The sequence below is a fragment of the Stenotrophomonas sp. YJH_SMC_19 genome (assembly GCF_059367915.1).
Genome location: NZ_JCAFRI010000022.1, coordinates 1 through 25,553, shown reverse-complemented (window position 1 = coordinate 25,553; position 25,553 = coordinate 1). Strand labels below are relative to the sequence as shown.

The window sequence follows — 25,553 nt, the reverse complement described above, 5'->3', positions numbered from 1 at the left end:
GTGCAGGCGCTGCATTGTCATCGCGGTTTCATCGCCTTCGTTCAGGCTCGGCGAGCACCGACCTGGCCGTCCCTTCCATGCAACCGCGCAAGACCGATCTCGCCCGAACCGCGCTGCAGGCCCACCGCGCGCCGCTGGACATGCGCCAGCGCCGGCTGCTGATCCTGTGCGACGGCCAGCGTACCGTCGCCGACCTGACCGGTCTGCTCGGCCAGGAAGCACCGGCGATGGTCATCCAGCTGGTACAGGCGGGGTACCTGAGCACCGGCACAGGCGCCACGACCCCAGCACCGTCGACCGCAGCCGCGGTGGCGCCGGTGCCCACGCCGCCGGCAGCCACACCTGCTGCACCCGCGGTCGAACGCCGGCGCTCACTGGTGGCAGCGCGCATCTACGTGCTGGGCATCCTGGAAATGCAGCGGCATCCACAGGCGGCGGTGCTGTTCCGCGACCTGCAGCAGGCGCGTGCGGAGGATGAGGTGCTGCAGCGACTGCAGTCGGCGATGCTGATGCTGCCCGGGCTGGCCTCGGAGGGCTATTGCCAGCGTGTACGCCAGCGCCTGCTGGAAGCGCTGCCGTTGGAGCACTGCGACGCGTTCGCCGAGCCCGCCTGAAGAAAAAGGGGACGGAGGGGATTAAGTCGTTTCAGGCACACGTGTGCTGATTGCGGCTTAATCCCCTCCGTCCCCTTTTTAGGGTCAGCGGAAGTTATTGCGCAGGCCGTTCCAGCACTGCTGGTAATCGCCCTGGCGGTGGCCGGCGGCCAGCGCCTGTGCGGTCGGGCGGATCACTGCGCGGGTCTCGAACATGAAGGCCATCGTGTCCTTGATCACATCGGCCTTGGACAGATCGGCATTGGACGCCTTGTCGAAGGTCGGCGCGTCCGGGCCGTGACCACTCATGCAGTTGTGCAGCGAGGCGCCACCCGGGACGAAGCCTTCGGCCTTGGCATCGTAGGCGCCATGCACCAGGCCCATGAACTCGCTGGCGATGTTGCGGTGGAACCACGGCGGACGGAACGTGTTCTGCGCCACCAGCCAGCGCGGCGGGAAGATCGCAAAGTCCATGTTGCTGGTGCCCGGGGTGTCGCTGGGCGAATGCAGCACCAGGAAGATCGACGGATCCGGGTGGTCGTAGCTGATCGAACCGATGGTGTTGAAGCGACGCAGGTCGTAACGGTACGGCGCGTAGTTGCCGTGCCAGGCCACCACGTCCAGCGGCGAATGGTCGATCGGTGCACGCCACAGGCGACCCTCGAACTTCGCGATCAGCTCGAAATCGCCATCGACGTCCTCGAACGCCGCATGCGGGGTCTCGAAGTCGCGCGGATTGGCCAGGCCGTTGGATCCGATCGGGCCAAGGTCGGGCAGCTTCAGCAGCGCACCGTAGTTCTCGCAGATATAGCCGCGGCTGGGGCCATCGGGCAGTTCAACGCGGAAGCGCACGCCGCGCGGGATCACCGCGATCTGCTGCGGCTCGATCTCGATCACGCCCAGCTCGGTCAGCAGGCGCAGCGCGCCCAGCTGCGGCACGATCAGCAGCTCGCCGTCGGCGTCGTAGAAGTAGCGGCCGACCATGTCGCGGTTGGCAGCGTATAAGTGGATGCCCACGCCGGCATGCGCATCGGGCGAGCCGTTGCCACCCATCGTGTACAGGCCTTCGACAAAATCGGTCGGCAGCTCCGGCAGCGGCAGCGGGCTCCAGCGCAGCTGGTTCGGTGAAGCCGGCTGTGCGCCGAAATCACACTGCAGCTGCGACTGCGCGAACGGGGTGAACTCGCCATGGGTCACCGCCGGGCGGATCCGGTACAGCCAGCTGCGGCGGTTGCTGCCACGCGGCGCGGTGAAGGCGGTGCCGGTCAACTGTTCGGCGTACAGGCCGTGGGCCACCTTCTGCGGTGAGTTCTGCCCGACCGGCAGCGCGCCGGCAACGGCCTCGGTGGCGAATTCGTTGCCGAAGCCGGACTGGTAGCCGCGGGCGGTGATGGCGGGGGACATGGGAACTCCAGAGATTGCCGGCCAGCGGCCGGCACGACCATTCGGACAGGCAATGCCGGCGGGACGCCGACATTGCCTGCAGACCTTACAGCACGCCGCGGCGGATCTGGTCGCGCTCGATGCTCTCGAACAGTGCGGTGAAGTTGCCTTCGCCGAAGCCTTCGTTGCCCTTGCGCTGGATGATCTCGAAGAAGATCGGGCCGATGCAGTTCTGGGTGAAGATCTGCAGCAGCTTGCGCTGGTGGGTTTCCGGATCGGCATCGATCAGGATCTTGTTCTTCGCCAGGCGCGGCACGTCTTCACCGTGGTTCGGCACGCGCTGGTCGATCACGTCGAAGTAGGTCTCCGGCGTATCGAGGAAGTCCACGCCCTGCGCGCGCATCGCTTCGACGGTCTCGTAGATGTTCTCGGTGAAGCAGGCGATGTGCTGGATGCCCTCGCCCTTGTACGCGTCCAGGTACTCGTTGATCTGGCTCTTCGGGTCGGACGATTCGTTCAGCGGGATGCGCACGATGCCATCCGGCGCGGTCATCGCCTTGGACACCAGGCCGGTCTTCAGGCCCTTGATGTCGAAGTAGCGGATCTCGCGGAAGTTGAACAGGCGCTCGTAGTAGTCCGACCACTGCTGCATGTTGCCGAAATACAGGTTGTGGGTCAGGTGGTCGATGAAGGTCAGGCCGAAGCCCACCGGGTGCAGGTCGGCACCGGCGATCGGCTCGTAGTCGCCGTCATAGATGCTGCCAGCGCTGCCGTAGCGATCGACCAGGTACAGCATGCAGTCGCCGATGCCCTTGATGACCGGCGCGCTGACCGCCTTGCTGTCCGGCTTGAAGGCGATGGCTTCGGCGCCGTTGCCCAGCGCGGTCTGGTAGACCTCCTGGCCCGGCTTCTTGAAGCGGATGGCGAAGCCGCAGGCGCACGGACCGTGCTTCTCGGCGAAGTCGGCGGCGAACGAATCGGGGTCCTCATTGACCAGGAAGTTGACGTCGCCCTGGCGATAGACGGTAATCGGACGCTGCTTGTGCTTGAGCACCGCGCTGAAGCCCATCTTCCGGAAGTACTCGTGCAGCTCCTGGCCACGGCCGGCCGGGGCGGCGAATTCGACGAACTCGAAGCCGTCGATGCCCATCGGGTTCTCGAAGGTGGTGACCTGCATGCCGGGGTTGGGATGCGAGGCGGTCGGGACTGCGGTATTCATGGCGTGGCTCCGAATCGGTACCGCATCGGTACAAACCAGGTGCGGGCAGGTAGGGACCCGGCGAGAATGCAGGGTCTGGACCTACCCCTTATAGTTACACTTGAAACCACCAGCAAGGTGCACCGCAACATGAGCCCCGCCGATCCCGTTTCGACCCGCCTGCGTTCCTCGCACGTCCTGCTCGACCTGGAACAGTTCCTGCCGTACCGGCTGAGCGTGCTGTCCAACCGGGTCAGCGGCAACATCGCCAAGCTATACGGCGATCGTTACGGTCTGGCGATTCCCGAATGGCGGGTGATCACCATCCTGGCGCTGTACCCGGGCTCCTCGGCCAGCGAGGTCTCCGACCGCACGGCGATGGACAAGGTGGCGGTCAGCCGCGCCGTGGCCCGCCTGCTGGAGCGCGGCTTCATCAAGCGCGAGACCCACGGCGACGACCGCCGCCGCTCGGTGCTGGCGCTGTCGGCAGCCGGCTTCGAGGTGTACGAGACCATCGCGCCGATGGTGATCGAGATCACCCGCAAGCTGATGTCGGTGCTGAGCGAAGAGGAAGAGCAGGTGCTGGAGAAGCTGATCCTGCGCCTGGCCGGCGAAGGCCTGGAACGGATGGGCGAAGGGGTCTGAAAGAAAAAGGGGACGGAGGGGATTAAGTCGTTTTGGGCCCCAAGTCGCGGGTGCCGACCCCGGCCGGTAGCGGAACAGTGGCTGGGCGATTGTCGTCCGCTCCCTTTGATCTGACGGGACCCGCTCTTTGGCGGACTGCGGACCGACCGCAAACGATGCCATCGGACGCATTCACCTTCCGCAGATCCCGCCCTGAAGTGTCTCAGAGAGCTGATCTGCGCGGCGCGCAACAGGATGCACAGGACCATCAACGCCGAGCTCACTCTGTTGTACTGGCGAATCGGGCGTCGCATCCATGTGGACCAGATGGCTGGGCGACGTGCGCGCTACGGAGAGGTTCTCTTCACCCGGATCGCCAAGGCGCTGTCTGCCGAGTTCGGCACATCCTTCGGTGAGAAGAGCCTGCGCCGGATGGTGCAGTTCTCCATCGCATTTGCAGACGAGCAGATTGTCGTATCGCTGATACGACAATTGAGCTGGACCCATTTCATCGCGCTGATCCCACTGGCGGACCCACTCAAGCGCGACTTCTATGCACAGATGGCCGCCACCGAGGGCTGGAGTGTACGTACGCTGCGCCAGCGCGTCGATTCGATGCTGTATGAGCGCACGGCACTCTCCAGTCAGCCAGAGCAGACCATCGCCGAAGAGTTGGCGGCACTGCGCGGCAACCAGTAGCTGTCTCCAGGGCTGGTACTGCGTGATCCCTACGTACTGGACTTTCTTGGCCTCAAGGACAGCTGGGACGAGCAGGACCTTGAAACCGCGATCCTTCGCGAGATGCAGGGCTTCCTCCTTGAACTTGGCACGGGCTTCAGTTTCGTCGCCCGCCAGAAGCGCATCCAGATCGACGGCGATGACTTCCACCTGGACCTGCTGTTCTACAACCGGCGCCTGCGCAGACTAATTGCCATCGAGTTGAAGATCGGCGAGTTCAAGCCGGCCTACAAGGGACAGATGGAACTCTATCTGCGCTGGCTGGACCGGTACGAACGTGAGGACGGCGAGCAGACGCCGTTGGGCATCATCCTCTGCACAGGGAAGAAGGCGGGCCAGATTGAATTGCTGGAGCTGGACCGCTCAGGCATCCATGTTGCGGAGTACCTGACCTCGCTGCCCTCCCGTGAGGTCCTCAAGCAAAGATTGCAGACTGCCATGGAGCGGGCGCGGCAGCAGCTGCAGACCGCGGGCCCGGCCTCCCGTAGATCTACGCCACGCGCGGATGGCGTTCATGCTTCAACTCAGATGCTTGCGCCGTGCATGGATCCACGGCACCGCGAGCGCCGCGATGGCACCACCGGCGAAGCCGAGCGAGGCCGCAACCGTGGCTGCTTCGACCGCCCCCGGCAGCGCCAGCGCCGCCGCCACGAGCAGCAGCGACGGCAGGCCGACGAAGGTGCCCAGGAAGAAATGCCAACGCGGTGACCAGGTATTGAGCTGCAGCAGGCTGACCGGTTGCCAGGCTTCCGAGGCAGCGTCCTCGGCGATCTTCGCCACCGCCTTGGCCAGGTCCACTTCCGGCAGCGCGCGCCCCTGCCGTGCGGTCGCCAGCAGCTCGGCCACGGCCTCCACCGGCGGGAAACTGGACGGCCACGCGACCGGCGCCGGCACGCCATACGCGGTCAGCACCGGCACGCTCAGCCACGGCGCCACCAGCGGGCGCATGCGACGACGGCCATGCACGCACCAGATCTGTTGCTGCCCATGCGCGGTGACGCTGTACAGCGCCAGTTCGTTGGCCGGCGGGTAGCCGAGCATGGTCACCCGCGCGGCCAGGCTGTCCTGCCCCATCGCGCGCAGGAAGCCGGGGCGGCTGCGCCCTTCCTGCATCCACGCCAGTCCCAACGCACCCACCAGATAGGCCTCGGCCACGTCCTTGCTGCCAGCGGTGGCGCGTTCGTCGCTGGCCAGGTACCAGGCCAGCGATTTCGGTTCGGCGACATCGTCCAGGCCCCAGCGGCTGTCGTCTCCCAGAACGTGGCGCACCGGCAGGCGCGCGGGCGCGGTTTCGCCACGTTCGCCAGGTTGCAGGAACGGCAGCACGCCCTGGATGAAGGTGGACAGCTCGATCGCACGCACGCCGTGCCCCTGCCACTCTGGTGGCAGCAGCCCGGCCAGCTGGCCGTCGGCGGCCAGCGCATCAAGCCGGGACTTCTGCTCGACCAGCTTCTGCACCGCCCCCTTCAGCACCACGTTGTCGGGCAGCGCGATCTGCGGCAGGCGATGGCGCGGCGGTGCCAGGTCGACGGTGGCCTCGCCGGTTCCGGTGTCATCCAGCAGCGCCTCCTGCGGCGGCAAGGTTACGCCCTCGCCTGCTCCACCCTCGGCCAACTCACTGGCGGGTTCGGGCAGTCGTTCGGCGTGGTCGCTGTGCATGGGCGTTCCGGAAGGTTGCATCGACGGGATGTCGACTGAGGTCCTTGCCGGTAACGGCGAGCGCGTTGCGATATTGAGATGCCGATTCCGGGAATGTGACCGCAACCACAGTAGATCCATGCCATGCGTGGATGCACTTCTGTGCCGACCAACGGTCGGCACCCACCCGGGATGGCGGTCAGCGGTCGGCCCACCCCCTGCCGGCCAGCGGCCGGCACTACCCCTATTCCGTTTTGTCAGGTGCCCATTGTTTCAGGAACGCGCTCACCCGTGCCGGCTGGAAGGCTTCGCCCCTGCGCAGTTCGCCGGTGGCCTGCGACACCAGCAGTCCGCCATCGGCATCGAGCACCAGCAGGTGCGGGTAGTCGCGCTCCATCACCGGGAACTGGGCGAAGAAGGCGGTGTTGGGCTGCTCGTCGCTGGCGTTGGCCTTCACCCACACGTAGTGGGCATCGCGGAAGCGACGCAGGTCGCCGTTGCCTTCCACCACATCGTCCAGCGCGCGGCAGCGCTCGCAGGCGGCGTTGCCGACCTCCAGCAGGATGCGCTTCTTGCCCCGCTGGGCTTCCACCTTGGCGGTGGCCAGGTCATCGGCGGGGTTGCGGGCCGGGTCGAACTGCGCACCGAGCCCGGCGATGGCGGCGATGTCTGCCGCCACCGGGGTGTTGCCCGAGGCCACCGGTTCGCTGGGGTCAGCGACCGGTGGCTCGGTGGGTCGGGTATCCAGGGGCTGCGTGGGCTCGGCGGTGGCAGGCGGTTGCGGTTGGGAACAGGCGCCGATCAGCGCCGCACAGACCACCACTGCCGCAGTACCGAGCTTGCTACGCATGCCTTCTACCCTCTCATCATTACTTGACGCCGTGCATCAGCTTGTTGATCAGCGGGGCGATCAGGAACAGCACCACGCCGGAGCCGATCAGGGCCCAGAACCCGAAGGTATACCCCTTCAGGGCCGACTCGACCGTCATGCCGCCTTCACCACTGACCACGCCAGCGAAGATGCCCGACAGGTTGTTGCCGATGCCGGTGGACAGGAACCAGCCGCCCATGCCGAAGCCAACCAGGCGCACCGGGGCCAGCTTGGTCACCATCGACAGGCCGATCGGCGACAGGCACAGCTCACCCACCGACTGGATGACGTAGACCATGAACAGGGTCCAGAACGGGATCTTGCCGTCCACGACCATCTGCGACAGGGCGAACATCAGCAGCGCGAAGGCGGCGCCGTTGAACAGCAGGCCCAGGCCGAACTTGCGCGGGATGGACGGATTGGCGCGGCCCATGGCCACCCAGATCCAGGCGATCACCGGGGCCAGGGTGATGATCGCCACCGAGTTGACCGACTGGAACCACGCGGTCGGGAAGGTCCAGTCACCGAACTGGCGGTTGACGATGTTCTCGGCCAGGAAGGTGAACGAGCTGCCGGCCTGTTCGAAGAACATCCAGAACATCACGTTGAAGGCGAAGATGATCAGCATGGCGATCACGCGGTCGCGCTGCACCTTGCCTTCGCGGATGCCCTCGACCAGCAGCAGGACGGCCAGCGCGGTGAACATCGCACCCAGGATCCAGGCCAGCGCGGTGGCGCCGGTGGCCAGCAGGAAGTACGCGACCGGGATGGCGACCACGGCACCGGCCAGCACCATGATGATGCGGCCGAAACCTTCGGCGCCGGCCGGCGGTGCACCGATGCCCTTCAGGCCGGCACGACCGATGTAGAACCACACCAGCGAGATCAGCATGCCCACGCCCGAGGCGATGAACACGACCTTGTAGGACGGCATCGCATCGGTACCGAACACCTTGCGGGCCAGGTACTCGGTCAGCACCGGGGCGATCATCGCGCCGATGTTGATGCCCATGTAGAAGATGGTGAAGCCCGAATCGCGGCGCTCGTCCTTCAGCCCGTACAGCTTGCCGACCATGGTCGAGATGTTGGGCTTGAACAGGCCGTTGCCGACGATGATCGTGGCCAGGCCGAGCTTGAAGATGTGCTCCTGCGGCAGCGAGATCATGAACAGGCCGGCGGCCATGATGATCGCGCCGGTCAGGATCGAGCGCTGGTAGCCCAGTACCCGGTCGGCCACGTAGCCACCGAAGATCGCCGCGGCGTACACCAGGGCCAGGTAGGCGCCGTAGATGCGGCTGGCGTCGCCTTCACCGGCAGCGCTGCCGTTGTAGAACTGGGCGACGATGTACAGCACCAAGGCCCAGCGGATGCCGTAGAACGCAAAGCGTTCCCAGAACTCGGTCATGAACAGCATCCACAACGGGCGCGGGTGGCCCAGCGTGGTCTTGAAGTCCGGCAGCGCCGGCTCTGGGGTGTTCGCAGTGGCGTTTACGCTCATGCGGATTTCCTGGTTCGGTGGATGACGAGCACGTCCGGTGTGCAGTTGGAGCAACGCGCGAGGATCACCGACTTCTGGCGTTCACGTCAAATACACGCCGTTTGAGGCAGGTGCCAGCCTGCTCGCTGAACTTGCATCTGAAACGATCCAGCCGCCGGCCGGGATCCAAGCTGAATACGGATCAGGTCTGTTCGGCCGGGGGCGCGGCCTGCAGGCTGGTGCGCACCTGGAACAGCTCGGGGAAGAAGGTCAGCTCCAGTGCCTTGGCCAGGAAGCCCACGCCGGACGAGCCACCGGTGCCGCGCTTGAAGCCGATCACCCGCATCACCGTGCGCATGTGGCGGAAGCGCCACAGCTGGAAGGCGGTCTCCAGGTCCACCAGGTCCTCGCACAGCGCGTACTCGCGCCAGTAGCGGTCGGTGTCCTGGTAGATGCGTTCGAAGACCGGCTGCAGGGCGTCGTCGGCTACGTGCGGCTGGGTCCAGTCGTGGGCCTCGTAGACCGCCGGCACGGCATGGCCGAAGCGGGCCAGGTACTTCAGGAATTCCTCGTACAGACTGGGCGCCTCCAGCACGGTGCGCAGCTGCGCCTGCCCGGCCGGGTCGTGCTCGAACACCTGCAGCATCTGCGCGTTCTTGTTGCCCAGCAGGAACTCGATGTAGCGGTACTGCAGCGACTGGAAGCCCGACGACGGGCCCAGCACGTCGCGGAAGCCCATGTATTCGGAAGGGGTCAGTGTTTCCAGCACCGACCACTGCTCGGTCAGCTGGCGCAGCACCTGCTTGCTGCGCGCCAGCACCTTGCGGCACTGCCAGACTTCATCGCGCTGCAGGAAGCCGATTGCGGCACGCAGCTCATGGCCCAGCAGCTTCAGCCACAGCTCCGAGGTCTGGTGCTGGATGATGAAGAGCATCTCGTCATGGTGCGGCGGGCTGGACAGCGGCTGCTGCGCGCTGAGCAGCTGGTCCAGCCGCAGGTAGCCGCCGTAGGTGAGGCGTCCCTGCAGGTCGGTGTGGATGCCGGCTTCGAGATCGCGTTGGTTGTTGTCGACGGACATGGGCGGGACCAGATCGGGGGCGGCAAGGGTAGCGCGTTGCCGCCGCGCTGGCAGCCGCCGGGTCCATACCGGGGCGTGCGGTTGGCCGTGGAGCATCGGCCGATCCTAGGCCTGCGCGTGGAACCGTCCAGGCCGTTGTACTGGCGGTCAGCCAGAGGCGTATTCTGATGCTTTGCAGCAACGACTGAATACGTTGTTGTTATTGGCCCCCCACCCGCCGGCAGGGGTAAAACGGGGAATTCCCGTGTTGCGGCGCAGGAAGGCTATTCCGTACGCGTTCCTTAACATGGCGATTCATATCATTTGTAACTTCTCTGTCGAAGGTGCAGTACGCAATGACGGTTGCCGCTGAATTCAAGATCGAATACCTGCAGTACCTGGATACGGACGGCAAACTCGTCCGCGATGACCTGCCTGCGTCGCTGCGCGACCCCAAGGTCCTGGTACCGCTGTTCAAGCAGATGCTGTTCGTACGTACGTTCGACAGCAAATCCATCGCACTGCAGCGCACCGGCAAGCTCGGCACCTATGCCGCCTGCCTGGGCCACGAAGCCGCGCACGTGGGTATCGGCGCGGCGATGCAGAAGGACGACGTGTTCGCGCCTTCGTACCGCGAGTATGGCGCGATGTTCATGCGTGGCGTGCGCCCGCACGACGTGCTGATGTACTGGGGCGGCGACGAACGCGGCAACGATTACGGCGGCAACGCGGCCAAGGACTTCCCGTTCTGCGTGCCGATTTCCACCCAGTGCCTGCATGCCGCAGGCGCGGCGCTGAAGTTCAAGCTCAACAAGGAACCGCAGATCGCGGTGGCGGTGTGCGGCGACGGCGGCAGTTCCAAGACCGACTTCTACGCAGCACTGAATTCGGCCGGCGCCTACAAGCTCCCGCTGATCCTGTGCATCGTCAACAACGGTTGGGCCATCTCGGTTCCGCGTTCGGCCCAGACCGGTGCCGAAACACTGGCGCAGAAGGGCCTGGCCGGTGGCCTGCACTGCCTGCAGGTGGACGGCAACGACCTGATCGCGGTGCTGGCGGCCATGGAGCAGGCGCGCGAACGTGCGCTGGCCGGCGACGGCGGCACCGTGCTGGAACTGATGACCTACCGCCTGTCCGACCACACCACCGCCGATGACGCGCGCCGCTACCGCGACGACGCCGAAGTGAAGGATGCCTGGCAGCGCGAGCCGATGCTGCGCCTGCGCAAGTACCTGATCAATGCCGGTGTGTGGAGCGAAGAAGAGGAAACCGCTTGGGTCGCCGAGTGCGGCACGCGCGTGGACGAGGAAGTGAACCTGTACCTCAACACGCCGGTGCAGCCGGTCGAGGCGATGTTCGACTTCCTGTATGCCGATCCGCCGCCGGACCTGCTGGCCCAGCGTGCCCAGGCGATCGCCCTGGAGAAGCGCCATGGATGAGATCAAGAACGGCGCGCCCGGCGCGCACACCAACGCCGCCGACAGCGCTGCGGTCGCGCGCGGAGAAGAGAGCATGACCACCACCCCGATCACCCTCATCGAAGCCATCACCCAGGCGCTGGCCTGGGAGCTGGAACACGACCCGTCGGTGCTGGTGCTGGGCGAAGACGTGGGCGTCAACGGCGGCGTGTTCCGCGCCACTGCCGGTCTGCAGCAGCGCTTCGGCTCGGACCGCATCCTCGACACCCCGCTGGATGAAACCACCATCGCCGGCCTGACGATTGGTCTTGCCGCGCAGGGCATGAAGCCGGTCGCCGAAGCCCAGTTCGATGGCTTCATGTACCCGATGGTCGATCATATCGTCTGCCACGCCGCCCGCCTGCGTTACCGCACGCGTGGCCGCCTGCACTGCCCGATGGTGCTGCGCGTGCCGTGGGGCGGTGGCATCCGCGCGCCGGAACACCACAGCGAAGCCAACGAGGCGATCTTCACCAACGTGCCGGGCCTGCGCGTGGTGCTGCCGTCGTCGCCGCAGCGTGCCTATGGCCTGCTGCTGGCCGCGATCCGCGAACCGGATCCGGTGATCTACATGGAGCCCAAGCGCATCTACCGCCAGTACAAGGAAGTGGTCGTCAACGACGGCGAAGCCTTGCCGCTGGACGTCTGCTTCGTGCTGCGCGACGGCACCGACGTGACCCTGGTGACCTGGGGCGCGCAGGTGAAGGAAGCGCTGGAAGCGGCCGACAAGCTGGCCGGCGAAGGCATCAGTGCCGAAGTCATCGACGTGGCCACGCTGCGTCCGCTGGACTTCGCCACCATCGCCGAATCGGTGGCCAAGACCGGCCGCTGCGTGATCGTGCAGGAGGCCCCGAAAACCGCGGGCTTCGGCGCCGAGATCGCCGCGCGCCTGGCCGAGGAATCGATCTACGACCTGCTGGCCCCGGTCGAGCGCGTCACTGGCTACGACACCCACATTCCGCTTTTCCGCCTGGAAATGAAGTACCTGCCGAGCGTTGAGCGGATCGTGGCTGCGGCCAAGCGCGCGGTGGCGGCTGGCTGACATGCGGGCCCGCCTTCTGGGGGCTTACCGCAGCCAGTATCCCAACCCGCTCCGGTTCCACACCGGCCAGATCGTCGAAGTAGGTGTCCGTGACGAGGAATGGCCGGCGTTTGCCTGGGTACGCACCAACGATGGGCGCGCTGGATGGGCGCCCATCGCCTGGTTGCAGCTGCTGGACGAGGGTCGCGCCGAAGCCTTGTGCGACTACGACGCCCGCGAGCTGGATGTGGAAAGCGGCGAGATGGTGAAGCTTCATCACGAACACGGCGGGTGGTGGTGGTCCGAGCGCGCCAATGGCGCGACGGGTTGGCTGCCGGCCCGCGAACTGGAACTGCTGGAAGAGAACTGCAAATGAGCCAGACCAAGAACTTCAACCTGCCCGACCTGGGCGAAGGCCTGCCGGACGCGACCATCGTCGAGTGGTTCGTCAAGGAAGGCGATGTGATCAAGCTGGACGAGCCGCTGGTCTCGATGGAGACCGCCAAGGCCGTGGTGGAAGTGCCCTCGCCGTTCTCCGGCAAGGTGCTGAAGCTGTCCGGCGGTGCCGGCGACATCATCCCCACCGGCTCGGTGCTGGCCAGCTTCGAACTGGACCCGAACCTGCCGCAGCGTGCCGATGGCCAGGACACCGGCCACAGCCATGGTCATGCCGCACCGGCCGCGCCGGCTGCCGCACCGACCCCGCCGCCGCTTCCCGCTGCTGCCGCACCGGTGGCCGCAGAAGAAGCCAAGCCCGCCGCTGCCGAGCGTGATGACGCCGGTACCGTGGTCGGTGCGATGCAGAGCTCCAATGCCGTGCATGCCGAACAGGCGCTGGCCGTCGGTGGCGTCAAGGCCGTGCCGGCCGTGCGTGCGATGGCGCGCAAGCTGGGCGTGGACCTGAGCCGCGTGGCCGCTACCGGCACCGATGGCGCGGTCACCATGGCCGACGTCAAGCAGGCTGCCGCCAACGGCACCGCCAAGCTCGGCGCTGCTCCGGCACCGGTTGCCGCTGCTGCCTATGCCGCGCCGGCCCCGGCGCAGGTGTCTGCCCCGGTGCAGAGCGAAGCCCGCACCCCGCTGTCCGCCGCCGGCAAGCCGATGCGCACCCAGCCGCCGGGCGTGGTCGCCAAGGGCCAGCCGGAACCGCTGAAGGGCGTGCGCCGCAACATGGCCCGCGTGATGGCCGATGCGCACAGCAAGGTGGTGCCGACCACGCTGAACGACGACGCCGACATCCATGCCTGGCTGCCGGGCAACGACGTCACCGCGCGCCTGGTGCGTTCGATCGTGGTCGCTGCACAGAAGGTGCCGGCGATGAACGCCTGGTTCGACGGTGAAGCGCTGACCCGTACCCTGCACGCGCAGGTGGACATCGGCATCGCCGTGGACACCGACGACGGCCTGTTCGTGCCGGCCCTGCGCAATGCCGACATGCTGGATGCACGTGGCATCCGCGAAGGCGTCAACCGCCTGCGCGAGCAGGTGGAATCGCGTTCGATCGCCGCCTCGGAACTGAGCGGCTACACCATCTCGCTGTCCAACTTCGGCATGTTCGCCGGCCGCTACGCGACCCCGGTCGTGGTGCCGCCGTGCGTGGCCATCGTCGGTGCCGGCCGTGCCCGCCACCAGATGACCCCGGTGATGGGCGGCGTGGAAGCGCACAAGGTGATCCCGCTGTCGGTCACCTTCGACCACCGCGCGGCCACCGGCGGCGAAGCGGCGCGCTTCCTGCGCGCAATGATGGACGACCTGGCGCTGGCCAGCTGATCGGCCACCTGATCGGTGGGTGCCAACCGTTGGTTGGCACATGACTTGGAGAAAACGCCGGGCATTGCGCGGCGTTTTTTTGTGCCTGCTCCGTCGCGCTCCATCCACGCATGGCGTGGATCTACACAATGCGGGCGATCAATCGCGCGCGACCAGGCCCTCGGCGCGGCTGTACACACGCAGGCGGTGGCCATCAGGATCTGCCCCGACAAAAGTATGGCCGAACTCCAGCGTCACCGGCGCCTGCAGGATCTCCACACCAAGAGCGCGCCACGCATCGTGCATCTGCTGCACGGCGTCGGGGTTGGCCACCACCATTGCCAGTTCGGCGGCGCCTGCCTGCGCGGACACCGGAGGCTGCACGTCGTCGCGTTGCCACAGGCCGAGTGCGGCGCCATCGCCGAGCAGGAACAGGGCGAAGCCGGGCGACTGCTCGACCGGCGGCTTGCCGAGGATGCCGCTGTAGAAGGTGGCGCTGGCGGCGACGTCGCGCACGTACTGCAGCAGGGTGCTGGGCGTGAACATGGGGAAGCTCCGTTGTTGGGAGCGCTCATGGTGGTACGGCCCTGCTGACAGATTCTGTCAGTAGAGTCGACTGTTGGTAGAGTCGACTGTTAGTCGACTGCTCTTCCCTCAACCTGCCTAAAACTCCGCGCTGCGCGCGATAGTCGACTAACAGTCGACTCTACCCCCGCTCCCGGCTGTTGCTCTGTTATGAACGGTCCAGCCAGTCCGGCGCGATGCCCTGCGCCTTCTGCCAGCGTCGCAGCAGGGTGGCGCGTGGCACGAGGTAGTGATCCTCCAGCACGCGCACCTGGCGGATGCGGTCCAGCCTGAAATGCCTGAAGTCCTCGCGGCGCTCACACCACGCCGCCAGCATCGGCACCTCATCGAAGTAGCCCAGTGCGAACGGCCAGACGATCCGCTCGCTGCGCTGACCGTGCGCGTCCTCGTAGCCGAACTTCAGGCGCTGCTGTGAACCGACAGCCTCTCGCACGGCCTGCAGACGAGCTGGGGGAACCTTGGCCGCCGCACGCGAAGGGCCCACCCGCAGGCCACTGTCACGCAGGGCCTCGCGCCGCGCTGCGGGCAACACATGGGCGATACGCGCCAGGGCATCGCGTGCGGCTTCGGCCAACGCGGGTTCGGTACGGGCCGCAACCCAGCGCAGGCCCAGCACCAGTGCGTCGATCTCGGCCGGTGGCAGGGTCATCGGCGGCAGGGTGTCGCTGGGCGTCAGCTGGTAGCCGACGCCGGCCTCGCCGCGCAGGTCGGCGCCCTGCTCGCGCAGGGTTTCGATATCGCGGTACAGCGTGCGCAGGCTGATACCCAGCGCGTCGGCCAGCACCTGCCCGGCCACCGGCCGCCGATGGCGGCGCAGCAGCTGTTGAAGCTGGGTCAGGCGCAGCGCACGTGACATCAGCCGGCCAGTGCGCTCGATGCCACCACGTGCTCACCCGGTTGCGGGGCCAGCGCGGCCTCGACCAGCGCCTTGGCGATCTCGCTGGCCGGGTTGATCCGCCACGCCCGCGGCAGTACCGGCCCCAGCACGCCCAGCACCTTCAGCGCGAGACGCTCACCGCGCCGCACCTCGTTGCGCTCGCCACCGATCAACCCTGGGCGGACCAGGGTCAACGAGGTGAAGCCCAGCGCGCGCAGATCGCGCTCCAATTCACCCTTTACCCGGCTGTAGAAGATCGACGACCGCGGATCGGCACCGGCTGCGGAATTCAGCACATAGGTCTGCGCACCCTGTGCCTGCGCCAGACGGGCGAACGCCAGCGGGTAATCATGGTCGATGCGATGGAAGGCCTCGCGGCTGCCAGCCTGGGCAATGGTGCTGCCGAGCGCGCAGATGACCGCGTCCACGCCCGCCCACCCGGCTGCGGCGGGCAGCGCATCGAAGGCCAGTACCGGGTTCTCCAGCTTCCCGTGGGCTGCGCCCAACGGACGACGGGTCGGGGCGATCACGGCGCTGCAGCGCAGGTCGTCCAGCAGCCTGGGCAGAGTCAGCCCACCGACCAGGCCGGTCGCCCCCAGCAACATCACGCGCATCACCACCTCCACTGCGGCATCCTGTCGCCCATCCTAGCCGTTCAAGCCGTCGGCGGACGCGCCGATATGCTGGAACCAGTCCCTGCCAGCCCCCAGGATTCGCTCCATGACGGACCAGCCCGACCACCGCCCTGCCCCCGGTACCGCCCTTGGGCCGCCGGCACGCGTGCGCGCGGTGGTGGACGATGGGCTGGGCGACCGCGTGGTACTGCAGGGCGGTGGTGGCGTGGCACTGCAGCAGCTGTTCGCCGGCGCCGACGCGCCGGAACCGCTGCTGGCCGCCTTCGCCAACGGCATGGCCACCCTGCCCGGCGAACTGGGTGACATGGGCGACCGCCTGCAGTCGGCGCAGGCCAGTGCCGACTGGCCGCGCTACGGGCGCGCGATGCGGCAGTTGATCGACAAGTACATCCGCACCATCGAACAGCATTCGCCGGACGGACAGCCGGAAAGCCTGCGCCTGTCCGAGCAGCTGCGGCTGCTGCTGGGTGGCGCCGTGGTGGCCCTGCTGCAGCACGACCCGGATCTGCGCGAACAAGCGCAGGCGCTGGCCACGCGCCTGCGCCAGTGGCAGCCGGGTACCGCACTGGAGCCGATCGAACAGGGCGTGCGCGAACTCGGGCACCAGGTCGGCGTGCGTGCCGAGAGCTGGCAGGAGCAGCAGGCGCTGCTGCTGGAACTGTTCGCGCTGCTGTTGGAAAACGTGAGCGAGCTGCTGGACGACCGCAGTTGGCTGCAGGGCCAGATCGCGGCGGTGCGCCAGCTGCTGGACGGGCCGCTGGAAGCCGAGGCAGTCGAGCGCACCCGTGCCGAACTGCGCGAAGTGATCTACAAGCAGGGCCTGCTGCGCCAGGGCATCGACGATTCAAAGGCAGCCATGCGCGGGTTGATGGGCGAGTTCATCGAGCGCATGGATGGCATGGCCACCAGCACCGGCGAGTACCACGACCGCATCGGCAGCTACGCACTGCAGCTGCGCGAGGCGCGTAGCATCGCCGACCTCAACCAGCTGCTGCAGGACGTGATGCGCGACACCGGCAAGGTGCAGCAACAGGCCGCGCAGGCCCGCGATCACCTGGCCAATGCGCGGCAGGAAGTGGAACGCGCCGAACAGCGCATTGCCGAGCTGGAGCAGGAACTGCGTGCCGCCGGTGACCTGGCGCGCATCGATCCGCTGACCCAGGCGCTGAACCGCCGCGGCCTGGACGAACTGCTGCAGCGTGAACTGGCGCGTGCTGCGCGCAACGACTCACCGCTGGGCGTGGCGGTGATCGACCTGGATGACTTCCACCTGACCAACGAGGCGCACGGCCACGCCGGCGGCGATGCGTTACTGCAGCACCTGGTGGCCGTTTGCAGGCTGCTGCTGCGCGCTACCGACGGCATCGCACGGCTGGGTGGCGACGAGTTCGTGCTGGTGCTGCCAGAAACCCAGGGTGCCGACAGCATGGCTACCGTGCAGCGCCTGCAACGCTCACTGGCGCACCGCGTGCTGACCGTGCAGGACCGGCGCGTGCCGGTGCACTTCAGCGCCGGGCTGGCGCAATGGCAGCCGGGCGACGATACCGAGGCTTTGCTGCGCCGTGCGGATGACGCGTTGTATGCGGCCAAGCGACAGGGCAAGAACCGGGTGCAGGCGGGCTGACCGTCCGGCCCGTCGCGAACCGCTTTGGTAGGTGCCAACCTTGGTTGGCACGCGCGCCAAACGAAGCGCCGACCAAGGTCGGCCTCTACCTCGCGACCCGCCGGTGATTACTTGCCGCGCAGCTTCTGGAACCCGGTCACCGCCGCGAGCACGATGGCACCGGCGATGATGCCGACCACCATGTTACCCACCGCGCTGACCAGCCAGCCCCACTGCCCCTCGCCGCCCATCGCCTGTACTGCGTGGTGCAGCGCCGGCACGTTGTGCACCAGGATGCCTCCGCCCACCAGGAACATGGCAATGGTGCCGGCCACCGACAGGAACTTCATCAGCCACGGCGCCGAGGCCACCAGGCCGCGACCGAAGGCGGCCACGGCCCCACCCTTGCGCGACAGGTACAGGCCGACGTCATCGAGCTTCACGATGCCCGCTACCAGCCCATAGACGAAGACCGTCATCGCCAGTGCAACCACGGCCAGCGTGACCAGCTGGTTGGTGAACGATGCGGTGGCGACCACGCCCAGGGTCAGTACGATGATCTCGGCCGAGAGGATGAAGTCGGTGCGGATCGCGCCTTTTACCTTGTCCTTCTCCCACGCCACCATGTCCACCTGCGCGTCGGCCAGCGCCTTGCGCCGCTCGGCCTGATGCTCGGCGTCGTCCTCGGCTGAGTGCAGGAACCGGTGTGCCAGCTTCTCAACGCCCTCAAAGCACAGGAACGCGCCGCCGATCATCATCAACGGCACGATCAGCGGCACGTTCCAGCCGCGGCTGTGCAGCCAGGCCTCCAGCGCACTGATCGCCAATGCTGCGGGCACCAGGATCACCTTGTTGACCAGCGAGCCCTTGGCCACCGCCCACACCACCGGCAGTTCGCGGTTGGCGTTGACCCCGGTGACCTGCTGCGCGTTCAGCGCCAGGTCGTCGCCCAGCACGCCGGCGGTTTTCTTCGCCGCGACCTTGGTCAGGACCGAGACATCGTCGAGGAGGGTGGCGATATCGTCGAGCAGGGCGAACAGGCTGGCACCGGCCATGGGAAGTCCAGAGAGGGAATGAGCGGATTCTGACCGATCCGGTGTGGACTGCGGAAGACGTCGGATTCACCGCGTGCCCACCGCCCCCCGGCGACACTGCGGAATCCGGACATCGCCGGCCCGTGGCCGGCGCTACCTGTCTTCGTCGCATGGGAGTTCCGCTTGAGCAATCCGCCCACCGCCAATGGCAATCCTCCGCTGGTCAAAGGCATGAACCGGCGCAGCCAGATCCTGCGCCTGCTGATGCGCTATCGCCATTCAGGGGTGTTCTCGGGCATGAACCTGGATGCCGCAGGCAATCCAGCCGACGTTCCCGCGGACGGCAACCCGGAACAGTTCGTCAGCGATCTGGAAGCGCTGGGCCCGACCTTCGTCAAGCTGGGCCAGATGCTGTCCACGCGCCCGGACATGGTGCCGGTGGAGTTCGCCACAGCCCTGGAGCGCATGCAGGAAAAGGTGGCCGAGATTCCGGTCGAGCGCATCCATGCGATCGTCGAGCAGGAGCTGGGCGCACCGGTGAACAAGCTGTTCGCCTCATTCGATCCCGAACCGCTGGGCTGTGCCTCGATCGCGCAGGTGCATCGCGCGGTGCTGCACGACGGACGCCAGGTGGCAGTGAAAGTGCAGAAGCCTGAAGTGGCTGCACAACTTCGCTCGGACCTGGAGGCGCTGCGCAGCTTCGCGCTGGCCGCCGACCACCTGACCCAGGTAGGCCGCCGCGTGCGCCTGCGCGACTGGCTCAACGAGTTCGCAAAGACCCTGATGCAGGAGCTGGACTACCACGCCGAGGCCGAGAACCTGGCCCGTTTCGGCCGACACCTGAAGCCGTTCCGCCGCCTGTGGATTCCGCAGCCGCTGTGGGACTACAGCAGCCAGCGCGTGCTGACCATGGAACTGGCCACCGGCGTGCGCGTGGATGCGATTCCCGATGTGCGCCGCACCGAACAATCGATGGACCCGCTGGCGGCGGCGCTGATCCGCGGCTACCTGGACCAGATCTTCGTGCACGGCGAGATCCACGCCGACCCGCACCCCGGCAACCTGCGGGTGATGCCCGATGGACGGCTGGCGATCTTCGACCTGGGCATGGTCGCGCACATGCCGCCACGCCTGCGCGAGCGGCTGCTGAAGATTCTGTTCGCCGCAGTCGATGGCCGTGGCGAGGAAGTTGCCGACGATCTGATCAGCATCAGCACGCGGCTGGAGGCCTTCGACGAAGAGCGCTACCTGCGCGAGACCGGCCAGCTGATCGCGCGCTACGCCGCCAGCGGCAGTTTCTCCGAAGGCCGCGTGGTGCTGGACATGGTGCGCATCGCCACCGCCTGCGGCCTGCGCACACCGCCGGAACTGAGTCTGCTCGGCAAGGCGCTGCTCAACCTGGAAACCGTATGCCGGTTGCTGGCACCGGACCTGGATACCCGCCGTATCGTCGAACGCCAGCTGCAGCACGTGATGCGTGCGCGCCTGAAAAAATCACTGTCCGCAGCCAACATCGCCAGCGAGGCGATGGAGCTGCAGCAGCTGCTGCGCGATGGGCCGCGCAAGCTGTCGGACATCATGGCGCTGCTGGCCGAGAACCGTCTGCAGATGAAGGTGACGGGCCTGGAAGAATCGCGGCTGATGGAGAACCTGCAGAAGATCGCCAACCGCGTGGCGGCCGGCATCATCAGCGCGGCATTGATCATGGCCGCCGCGATGATGATGAAGATCGACACCGGCTGGCATCTGTTCGGCTACCCGCTCATCGCCCTGATTCTGTTGTTCATCGGCGTAGTGCTCGGCCTTGGCATCGTGACCAGTGCATTGCTGTTCGATCGTCGCGCGCGGGCACGCGAAGAGCGCGGGCATCGCTAGCGAATCTACGAAAACACCCGTATTCATGCGGTTTTTAATGCAATCCAACGAAGCCTTTCACGCTCGTTTTACCTTCTGAGCGCGATTTCGCGCGCGTCATTTCAACAAACATTTCAGTCAGGTTCGTGCATGCACTATCGGGTCATCGGTCTGTCACATGCATGTGCTTGCGGCAGCGCCGGTCGGATGGACACGCGTCGGTACGACGTCCATCACCACCACCCCGTCACTGCCGAAGCTGCCTATGCTCTGGATACTGCTGCTGTCGTTGTTGCTGCTGTGCTGGTTGTTCCTCGCGTCCGGCAAATGGGTGTGGTGGAAGGCCAGTGCGTTCTCGCTGCTGCTGCTCACGCTCAGCGCATGGTGGCTGATCGACAAGCTGTCCGGTGATGGGCTCAACGCCGCCACGCTGTACCACCTCGGCGCCGACATGGAAGGCGCCGGAGTCTCCGACTTCAAGGGCTACATCGCCGGCTTCATCGTGCTGGCGCTGGTCTCGCTGCTGCCGCTGTTCGCCACGCGGGTGAAGCGCTGGCGCCGGCCCGGCCACGGTGGCGCGCTGTTCGCGGGCTTCGCGGCCGTGTGGGTGGCCACGATCATGATCAGCCCGCTGGCCCGCGACGGCCAACGCCTGTACCAGCAGCTGCGCCCGGTCGACTTCGCCCGCATCGCCCCCGAATACCAGGTACCGACGCAGCCGCTGCAGCGCCCGCGCAACATCGTCTGGATCTACGGCGAGAGCCTGGAGCGCACCTACCTGGACGAAAACGTATTCCCGGGCCTGATGCCCAATCTCAACCGGCTGGCGTCCGAGTCGCTGGACGTGCGCAACCTGGCCTCGGCCGAGGGCAGCGGCTGGACCATTGCCGGCCTGGTGTCGTCGATGTGCGGCGTGCCGCTGACCACCTCGCAGGGCGATGAGAACAGCATGGACCGGATGGGCAGCTTCCTGCCTAAGGCAGTGTGCCTGGGCGACTACCTGAAGCAGCAGGGCTATACCAACCATTACCTGGGCGGGGCCAACGGCCAGTTCGCCGGCAAGGGCCAGTTCCTGGCCAGCCACGGTTTTGACGAAGTGCATGACCTCGCCTGGTTCAAGCAGCAGAAAAAGATCGGACGCATCCACTACTCCGCCTGGGGCGTGCACGACGACGTGCTGCTGGATACCGCCTACCAGCGCTTCGAACAGCTCTCGCGCGCCGGCTCGCCGTTCATGCTCACCACGCTCACCATGGACACCCACCACCCGGCGGGCCACCTGCCGGTGTCGTGCAAGGGCGAGCGCTACCAGAGCCAGTACGGCAACATCAACATGCTCAACGCGCTCAAGTGCAGTGACCGGCTGATCTCGCAGCTGGTCGAACGCATCCAGGCCAGCCCGTACGGCAAGGACACGCTGATCGTGATCGCCTCCGACCACCTGGCGATGCCCAACGATCTGACCCACATCCTGACCCGGCAGAAGCGCGAGAACCTGCTGCTTTTCCTGGGCGATGGCATTGCCCCGCAGCAGCTCAGCGCCGACGCCGGCACCACCCTGGATTCGGGTGCGACCCTGCTCAGCCTGCTGGACCCGAACCTGAAGACGATGGGCTTTGGCCGTTCACTGATCGATACCCAGCGCGCGCCCAGCGCCAGCGTGGCCACCCAGCGTGATGGCGGCCGAGATTACCCGCAGTACCTCGCCTTCGCCCGCTCGCTGTGGCTGGGTGAGCCGACCCGCGAGCTGAGGATCGATGGCGATGACCAGGTGGTGGTGGGCCTGCAGCACGTGCAGCCGCCGGTGCTGCTGGAGTACGACAAGGACTGGGGCCTGAAGTCCGTGTATCTGGAGAACACCTCGCGCCAGTTTGATGATGCCGACCCGGACAACACCCTGGCCTATGTCGACCGCTGCACCGCGTTCGAGGACGGCTCGGCCGACGGCGACTGGTGCGCCCTGCTGGTCAACCGTGACAACGGCATCAAGCTGTACCGCGACAACGACCTGCGTGGCGGCATTGCCGTGGACGCACCGCTGGACGCATTCCAGGGCCCGCGCCCGAGCGTGCGCCAGGCGCACATGATCACCCAGAAGGGGCGCCGCACCCGCGCCGGCCAGTACATGCTGCAGCTGGTGGCGAGCACGCGGCCGGATCGTGGTTTCTGGATCGAGGCGGTGTCCTCGCAGCGCAAGGTGGTGCTGGCCCAGCAGTGGGTGCAGCCCGATGCCAACGGCAAGATCAACGTGTCGTTCGGGCTGGACCACGAAGTGGATGATCTGGAGATCCGCGCGTGGTTGAACCATGCCGAGAAGCTGGCAGTGGATACGTTCGCACTGGTGCCCTCGCGCGGCCGACCGCGGGGGTAGGGCTCTTTGCGGGGCTGCGCCCTGCAAAAACCCCCTACTCCTGCGGATCGCGGGTGATGTGGATATCGGTCGGGGTCGACAGCGGAATGTTCCGCTCCGCCAGTATCTGCAGCAGGCTGAAGTACAGATCGCTGCGGGTGGCGTAGACCTGCCGCGGGCTGGCGACGTACGCGAAGCTGTTGATGGTGATCTGGCCACCGGCAATGCTGTCGATGTAGACCGTCGGCGCCGGCTGCTTCAGCACGTTGGTATGCGCGGTGTACGCATCCAGCAACGCCTGCCGCAGGTTGCCGACATCGGTGCTGGGCGGCACCGCGAACTGGATCTGGATGCGGCCTTGGTTGTTGCCCATCGTCATGTTGCGCACGGTCTTGGTGACCAGCTCGGAGTTGGGCACGATCAGCGTCGACTTGTCGCCCACCTGGATCTCGGTCGAACGCAGGCTGATGCGGCGGATGTCGCCCTCCTGGTCGCCCAGCTTCACCCAGTCGCCGATCTTCACCGGGCGCTCGGCCAGCAGGATCAGGCCGGAGACGAAGTTCTGGGTAATCACCTGCAGGCCGAAACCGATACCCACTGACAGCGCACTGACCAGCAACGCCAGCTTGCTCAGCTGCAGGCCCATCGCGCTCAGCGCCCAGATCACCGCGATGATGATGCCCACGTAACGGGCAACGGTACTGACCGAGTTGCGTGCGCCCAGGTCCAGTTCGGTCTTGGGCAGGTAGGTGTCGGTCAGCCAGCGCTGCACCAGCTGGGTGATCGCCAGGCCGGCCAGTAGCGCCAGTACCGCCAACACGATCCCCGCCGGTGCCAGCTTGGTGCCACCGATATCGAATCCGGTCGTGAACAGTGAAGTGAAGCGCTCCACCACCGCGCCGATGTTGCCGAACGGTGCCACCAGGGCCAGCAGCGCGATCAGTACGACGATGGTACGCAACGCCGCCGACAGCAGCACGCCGGCCTGCTCCAGCCGCGATACGCTCAGGCCGGTGCTGAGCAGGATGGTCTGGCCAACCTTGCTGTCGGCGTTGAGCATCCAGGTGCTCAGGTCATCGACGAACTTGAACAGCAGGGACGCGGCCAGCACTACGATGCTGCCGCCGATCAGCTGCTGGTTCACGAACTTGGCGAAGTTCAGGTAGCCCAGCAATGTGGCGATGATGGCCGCCACCACCGCGATGTTGCCCGCTACCCGGGCCAGTACCAGCCAGCTGCTGCGACGCACCGGCGTGGCCGCGCCCACGCCATCGGCCTGTGCCTCCAGCTTGGCCTCGGCCTCGGCGGTCTGCCGGCGATGCAGGCGTGCCAGGGTCACCAGCATGGCCATGATCAGGCCGAGGTAGGTCAGCGCAATCAGGCCGTCCAGCGCCACCGTGGTGACGTCGCTGGTACGCGTGGCCTGATCGAGGGCGACCAGCACCGTGCTCAGCCAGGCCAGCGCCGCCGCGCCCCACGCGTACTTGCGCAGCTTGAGTGCGGCGGTGTCATCCAGATTCAGCAACCGCCACGACGGACGCTTGGGTACCAGCATGCACGCGCTGAGCGCCGCAATGAAGGCGGCGCGGAAGGTGGCCGTCTCCAGGCCGTCGGCCACCACCTGCAGGCGCGGCGCAATCGCATCGATCGCATCGAGCGCTGCCATCAGCACCACCACGGCATAGCCGGGCAGCAGCGTACCGACCAGCAGCAGCCACATGGCCAGGCCGGATCGCCGCAGGCGACCGTCCGGCGCACGCTCGGACGCCGCAAAGCGCCGCCCCAGCCTGCGCAGCCACAGCCGCAGCGGGAACATCATCACCAGCGCGGCCAGCAGGCCCAGCAACGGCGTGCCCCAGCCATTGGCCCGGACACCAGCAACAAACGTATCGCGCCCCTGCTCGGCCAACGGCGCAACGCGTGCGATATCGATCGGCAGGCGCTCGGCCACCTTGCTCCACAGCGCCGGAGACAACGGCGAGGCGACCTTCTTCCCCATGTCTTCGGCGCGTTGCGCAGTGCGCTGCTGGTCGATGTCGGCTGCCAGCTGCTGAGCACGCACGGCACTGGCCTTGGCCTGCGCTACCGACGCGGCCAGGCCGTCGCGCTGTTTGGTGATGGTGCGTCGTTGCGCGGCCAGTTCCGGCGGTTCGGTGGTGCCTTCCGCAGGCGTGCCCAGCTGCGCCAGCTGTTCGCTGATCCGATCCAGCTGCGGCTGCAACGCCTTCTCCAGCGCTTCGGCATCGCGCCGGGCCTGCGAGGCATTCTCGGACAGCATCGCCAGTGTCTCGATGGCCTCTGCATCGCCCCGCTTGCGCTCGACCTCCTTCAGCCTGGAATCGATGTCCGCCAGTTGCTGCTTCGGCGTGGGGTCCTCATCCTGGGCCAGCACCGGTGCGGACAGCAGGAAGGCAGTGCACAGCAGCAGGGCCAGCCAAGGCCCCCGTGCACGGATCGATCGCAGGAAAGAAGACACGCCAGCCACACCGTTTCGCGCGGACCACCGCGCCTGCGCGCGACTATACGGCACAGGCGGTAAAGGCCGGATGGTGGGGCAGAGGACCACAGCCACCGTGATGGGAGCTTCGACGGGGTGATGGCGCGGGGTGGTCACGACGGGGCGATAACGGCCTGGCGATTGCGGCGGGGTGATCGTGGCCGGGCGAATCGACGGGGTAGAGTCGACTGTTAGTTGTGATCTCTCTGTACGTTGTTCATCCGGGACATCTTTGGAAAATGGTGGTTACCACACCTCTCCAGACCCCAAAGAGCCCGGATGAACCACCATAAAAATGCCCGTTTGACCGTC

At 66.6% G+C, this 25,553-nt stretch carries 20 protein-coding genes and 2 pseudogenes; 11 read left to right on the top strand and 11 right to left on the bottom strand.

What is annotated here, in order from left to right; all coding sequences use genetic code 11:
- Positions 1-77: 77 nt before the first annotated feature.
- Complete coding sequence (locus tag AC5P5R_RS18345; RefSeq protein WP_076739677.1) at positions 78-614, top strand: hypothetical protein; 537 nt, start codon at positions 78-80, stop codon at positions 612-614.
- An 84-nt stretch (positions 615-698) separates the two neighbouring features.
- Here AC5P5R_RS18345 and hmgA read toward each other — a convergent pair whose 3' ends face one another.
- A complete protein-coding gene (gene hmgA / locus AC5P5R_RS18340; protein ID WP_005411339.1) occupies positions 699-1,997 on the bottom strand; it encodes a homogentisate 1,2-dioxygenase in 1,299 nt (432 codons plus the stop codon).
- A gap of 85 nt (positions 1,998-2,082) precedes the next feature.
- Entirely contained in the window at positions 2,083-3,195 is a 1,113-nt protein-coding gene (gene hppD / locus AC5P5R_RS18335; protein WP_005411340.1) for a 4-hydroxyphenylpyruvate dioxygenase, read from the bottom strand.
- A gap of 66 nt (positions 3,196-3,261) precedes the next feature.
- On the opposite strand from hppD, the gene AC5P5R_RS18330 reads away from it, so the two are divergent.
- The 3 genes and pseudogenes from AC5P5R_RS18330 to AC5P5R_RS18320 all read left to right on the top strand — a co-directional run.
- Positions 3,262-3,819, top strand: a complete 558-nt coding sequence (locus AC5P5R_RS18330) for a MarR family winged helix-turn-helix transcriptional regulator (protein WP_005411341.1) — start codon at positions 3,262-3,264, stop codon at positions 3,817-3,819.
- A 234-nt stretch (positions 3,820-4,053) separates the two neighbouring features.
- A complete protein-coding gene (locus AC5P5R_RS18325) occupies positions 4,054-4,497 on the top strand; it encodes a DUF1016 N-terminal domain-containing protein (protein WP_425513533.1) in 444 nt (147 codons plus the stop codon).
- Positions 4,498-4,905: pseudogene (locus tag AC5P5R_RS18320) on the top strand (PDDEXK nuclease domain-containing protein); the annotation flags it as partial.
- A 150-nt stretch (positions 4,906-5,055) separates the two neighbouring features.
- Here the strand turns inward: AC5P5R_RS18320 and AC5P5R_RS18315 are convergent.
- From AC5P5R_RS18315 to AC5P5R_RS18300, 4 genes are all read right to left on the bottom strand, one after another.
- Positions 5,056-6,195: a hypothetical protein gene (locus AC5P5R_RS18315; RefSeq protein WP_005411343.1), complete on the bottom strand. Its 1,140-nt coding sequence runs from the start codon at positions 6,193-6,195 to the stop codon at positions 5,056-5,058.
- A 223-nt stretch (positions 6,196-6,418) separates the two neighbouring features.
- Entirely contained in the window at positions 6,419-7,024 is a 606-nt protein-coding gene (locus AC5P5R_RS18310) for a thioredoxin family protein (protein ID WP_164281693.1), read from the bottom strand.
- Positions 7,025-7,043: 19 nt separating this feature from the next.
- Positions 7,044-8,543, bottom strand: coding sequence for a peptide MFS transporter (locus AC5P5R_RS18305; RefSeq protein WP_005411345.1), 1,500 nt, complete (start codon positions 8,541-8,543; stop codon positions 7,044-7,046).
- A 181-nt stretch (positions 8,544-8,724) separates the two neighbouring features.
- Positions 8,725-9,600, bottom strand: a complete 876-nt coding sequence (locus AC5P5R_RS18300) for a tryptophan 2,3-dioxygenase (RefSeq protein WP_099530250.1) — start codon at positions 9,598-9,600, stop codon at positions 8,725-8,727.
- Between the two features lie 335 nt (positions 9,601-9,935).
- Here AC5P5R_RS18300 and pdhA point away from each other — a divergent pair, with 335 nt between their 5' ends.
- From pdhA to AC5P5R_RS18280, 4 genes are read left to right on the top strand one after another with little or no spacing between them, the layout of a single operon-like run.
- Positions 9,936-11,018: a pyruvate dehydrogenase (acetyl-transferring) E1 component subunit alpha gene (pdhA, locus tag AC5P5R_RS18295; RefSeq protein WP_005411347.1), complete on the top strand. Its 1,083-nt coding sequence runs from the start codon at positions 9,936-9,938 to the stop codon at positions 11,016-11,018.
- The gene (locus AC5P5R_RS18290; protein ID WP_005414714.1) at positions 11,011-12,078 is read left to right on the top strand and encodes an alpha-ketoacid dehydrogenase subunit beta; all 1,068 of its coding nucleotides are present in this window, start codon (positions 11,011-11,013) and stop codon (positions 12,076-12,078) included. Before pdhA ends, AC5P5R_RS18290 begins: the two co-directional genes overlap by 8 nt.
- Position 12,079: 1 nt before the next feature.
- Positions 12,080-12,433, top strand: coding sequence for an SH3 domain-containing protein (locus AC5P5R_RS18285; RefSeq protein WP_005411349.1), 354 nt, complete (start codon positions 12,080-12,082; stop codon positions 12,431-12,433).
- Positions 12,430-13,827 (top strand): dihydrolipoamide acetyltransferase family protein, encoded by a 1,398-nt coding sequence (locus AC5P5R_RS18280; RefSeq protein WP_012481459.1) that lies wholly within the window; start codon positions 12,430-12,432, stop codon positions 13,825-13,827. Before AC5P5R_RS18285 ends, AC5P5R_RS18280 begins: the two co-directional genes overlap by 4 nt.
- 138 nt (positions 13,828-13,965) lie before the next feature.
- Here the strand turns inward: AC5P5R_RS18280 and AC5P5R_RS18275 are convergent, their stop codons facing one another.
- The 3 genes from AC5P5R_RS18275 to AC5P5R_RS18265 all read right to left on the bottom strand — a co-directional run bounded on the left by AC5P5R_RS18275 (position 13,966) and on the right by AC5P5R_RS18265 (position 15,882).
- Positions 13,966-14,352 carry a VOC family protein gene (locus tag AC5P5R_RS18275; RefSeq protein ID WP_076739680.1) on the bottom strand — a complete coding sequence of 129 codons (387 nt, stop codon included), beginning with the start codon at positions 14,350-14,352 and terminating at the stop codon, positions 13,966-13,968.
- Positions 14,353-14,539: 187 nt separating this feature from the next.
- On the bottom strand, positions 14,540-15,247 hold the full coding sequence (locus tag AC5P5R_RS18270) for a helix-turn-helix transcriptional regulator (protein ID WP_076739681.1): 708 nt from the start codon (positions 15,245-15,247) through the stop codon (positions 14,540-14,542).
- Positions 15,247-15,882 carry a Rossmann-fold NAD(P)-binding domain-containing protein gene (locus AC5P5R_RS18265; protein WP_172476275.1) on the bottom strand — a complete coding sequence of 212 codons (636 nt, stop codon included), beginning with the start codon at positions 15,880-15,882 and terminating at the stop codon, positions 15,247-15,249. The genes AC5P5R_RS18270 and AC5P5R_RS18265 overlap by 1 nt, the downstream gene beginning before the upstream one ends.
- Positions 15,883-15,988: 106 nt before the next feature.
- Here AC5P5R_RS18265 and AC5P5R_RS18260 point away from each other — a divergent pair, with 106 nt between their 5' ends.
- Positions 15,989-17,527, top strand: coding sequence for a GGDEF domain-containing protein (locus tag AC5P5R_RS18260; RefSeq protein WP_100438966.1), 1,539 nt, complete (start codon positions 15,989-15,991; stop codon positions 17,525-17,527).
- A gap of 107 nt (positions 17,528-17,634) precedes the next feature.
- On the opposite strand, the gene AC5P5R_RS18255 is transcribed toward AC5P5R_RS18260, so the two are convergent.
- Positions 17,635-18,561: a DUF808 domain-containing protein gene (locus tag AC5P5R_RS18255; protein WP_005411357.1), complete on the bottom strand. Its 927-nt coding sequence runs from the start codon at positions 18,559-18,561 to the stop codon at positions 17,635-17,637.
- Between the two features lie 207 nt (positions 18,562-18,768).
- On the opposite strand from AC5P5R_RS18255, the pseudogene AC5P5R_RS18250 reads away from it, so the two are divergent.
- Together AC5P5R_RS18250 and AC5P5R_RS18245 are read left to right on the top strand one after the other, a co-directional pair.
- Positions 18,769-20,415 (top strand): annotated as a pseudogene (locus AC5P5R_RS18250) (ABC1 kinase family protein); the annotation flags it as partial.
- A gap of 244 nt (positions 20,416-20,659) precedes the next feature.
- Positions 20,660-22,765, top strand: a complete 2,106-nt coding sequence (locus AC5P5R_RS18245; RefSeq protein WP_032967261.1) for a phosphoglycerol transferase I — start codon at positions 20,660-20,662, stop codon at positions 22,763-22,765.
- A gap of 34 nt (positions 22,766-22,799) precedes the next feature.
- Here AC5P5R_RS18245 and AC5P5R_RS18240 read toward each other — a convergent pair whose 3' ends face one another.
- Positions 22,800-25,229, bottom strand: coding sequence for a DUF3772 domain-containing protein (locus AC5P5R_RS18240; RefSeq protein WP_100438967.1), 2,430 nt, complete (start codon positions 25,227-25,229; stop codon positions 22,800-22,802).
- Positions 25,230-25,553: the final 324 nt, after the last annotated feature.

Excerpts from the sequence above, each read along its gene's own strand:
- AC5P5R_RS18310 (WP_164281693.1), bottom strand. The coding sequence starts at position 7,024 with ATGCGTAGCAAGCTCGGTACTGCGGCAGTGGTGGTCTGTGCGGCGCTG.
- pdhA (WP_005411347.1), top strand. The coding sequence starts at position 9,936 with ATGACGGTTGCCGCTGAATTCAAGATCGAATACCTGCAGTACCTGGAT.
- AC5P5R_RS18260 (WP_100438966.1), top strand. The coding sequence starts at position 15,989 with ATGACGGACCAGCCCGACCACCGCCCTGCCCCCGGTACCGCCCTTGGG.
- AC5P5R_RS18305 (WP_005411345.1), bottom strand. The coding sequence starts at position 8,543 with ATGAGCGTAAACGCCACTGCGAACACCCCAGAGCCGGCGCTGCCGGAC.
- AC5P5R_RS18280 (WP_012481459.1), top strand. The coding sequence starts at position 12,430 with ATGAGCCAGACCAAGAACTTCAACCTGCCCGACCTGGGCGAAGGCCTG.
- AC5P5R_RS18330 (WP_005411341.1), top strand. The coding sequence starts at position 3,262 with ATGCAGGGTCTGGACCTACCCCTTATAGTTACACTTGAAACCACCAGC.
- AC5P5R_RS18285 (WP_005411349.1), top strand. The coding sequence starts at position 12,080 with ATGCGGGCCCGCCTTCTGGGGGCTTACCGCAGCCAGTATCCCAACCCG.
- AC5P5R_RS18300 (WP_099530250.1), bottom strand. The coding sequence starts at position 9,600 with ATGTCCGTCGACAACAACCAACGCGATCTCGAAGCCGGCATCCACACC.
- AC5P5R_RS18275 (WP_076739680.1), bottom strand. The coding sequence starts at position 14,352 with ATGTTCACGCCCAGCACCCTGCTGCAGTACGTGCGCGACGTCGCCGCC.
- AC5P5R_RS18270 (WP_076739681.1), bottom strand. The coding sequence starts at position 15,247 with ATGTCACGTGCGCTGCGCCTGACCCAGCTTCAACAGCTGCTGCGCCGC.
- AC5P5R_RS18325 (WP_425513533.1), top strand. The coding sequence starts at position 4,054 with ATGCACAGGACCATCAACGCCGAGCTCACTCTGTTGTACTGGCGAATC.
- AC5P5R_RS18290 (WP_005414714.1), top strand. The coding sequence starts at position 11,011 with ATGGATGAGATCAAGAACGGCGCGCCCGGCGCGCACACCAACGCCGCC.
- AC5P5R_RS18245 (WP_032967261.1), top strand. The coding sequence starts at position 20,660 with ATGCTCTGGATACTGCTGCTGTCGTTGTTGCTGCTGTGCTGGTTGTTC.
- hmgA (WP_005411339.1), bottom strand. The coding sequence starts at position 1,997 with ATGTCCCCCGCCATCACCGCCCGCGGCTACCAGTCCGGCTTCGGCAAC.
- hppD (WP_005411340.1), bottom strand. The coding sequence starts at position 3,195 with ATGAATACCGCAGTCCCGACCGCCTCGCATCCCAACCCCGGCATGCAG.
- AC5P5R_RS18255 (WP_005411357.1), bottom strand. The coding sequence starts at position 18,561 with ATGGCCGGTGCCAGCCTGTTCGCCCTGCTCGACGATATCGCCACCCTC.
- AC5P5R_RS18315 (WP_005411343.1), bottom strand. The coding sequence starts at position 6,195 with ATGCACAGCGACCACGCCGAACGACTGCCCGAACCCGCCAGTGAGTTG.
- AC5P5R_RS18265 (WP_172476275.1), bottom strand. The coding sequence starts at position 15,882 with ATGCGCGTGATGTTGCTGGGGGCGACCGGCCTGGTCGGTGGGCTGACT.
- AC5P5R_RS18345 (WP_076739677.1), top strand. The coding sequence starts at position 78 with ATGCAACCGCGCAAGACCGATCTCGCCCGAACCGCGCTGCAGGCCCAC.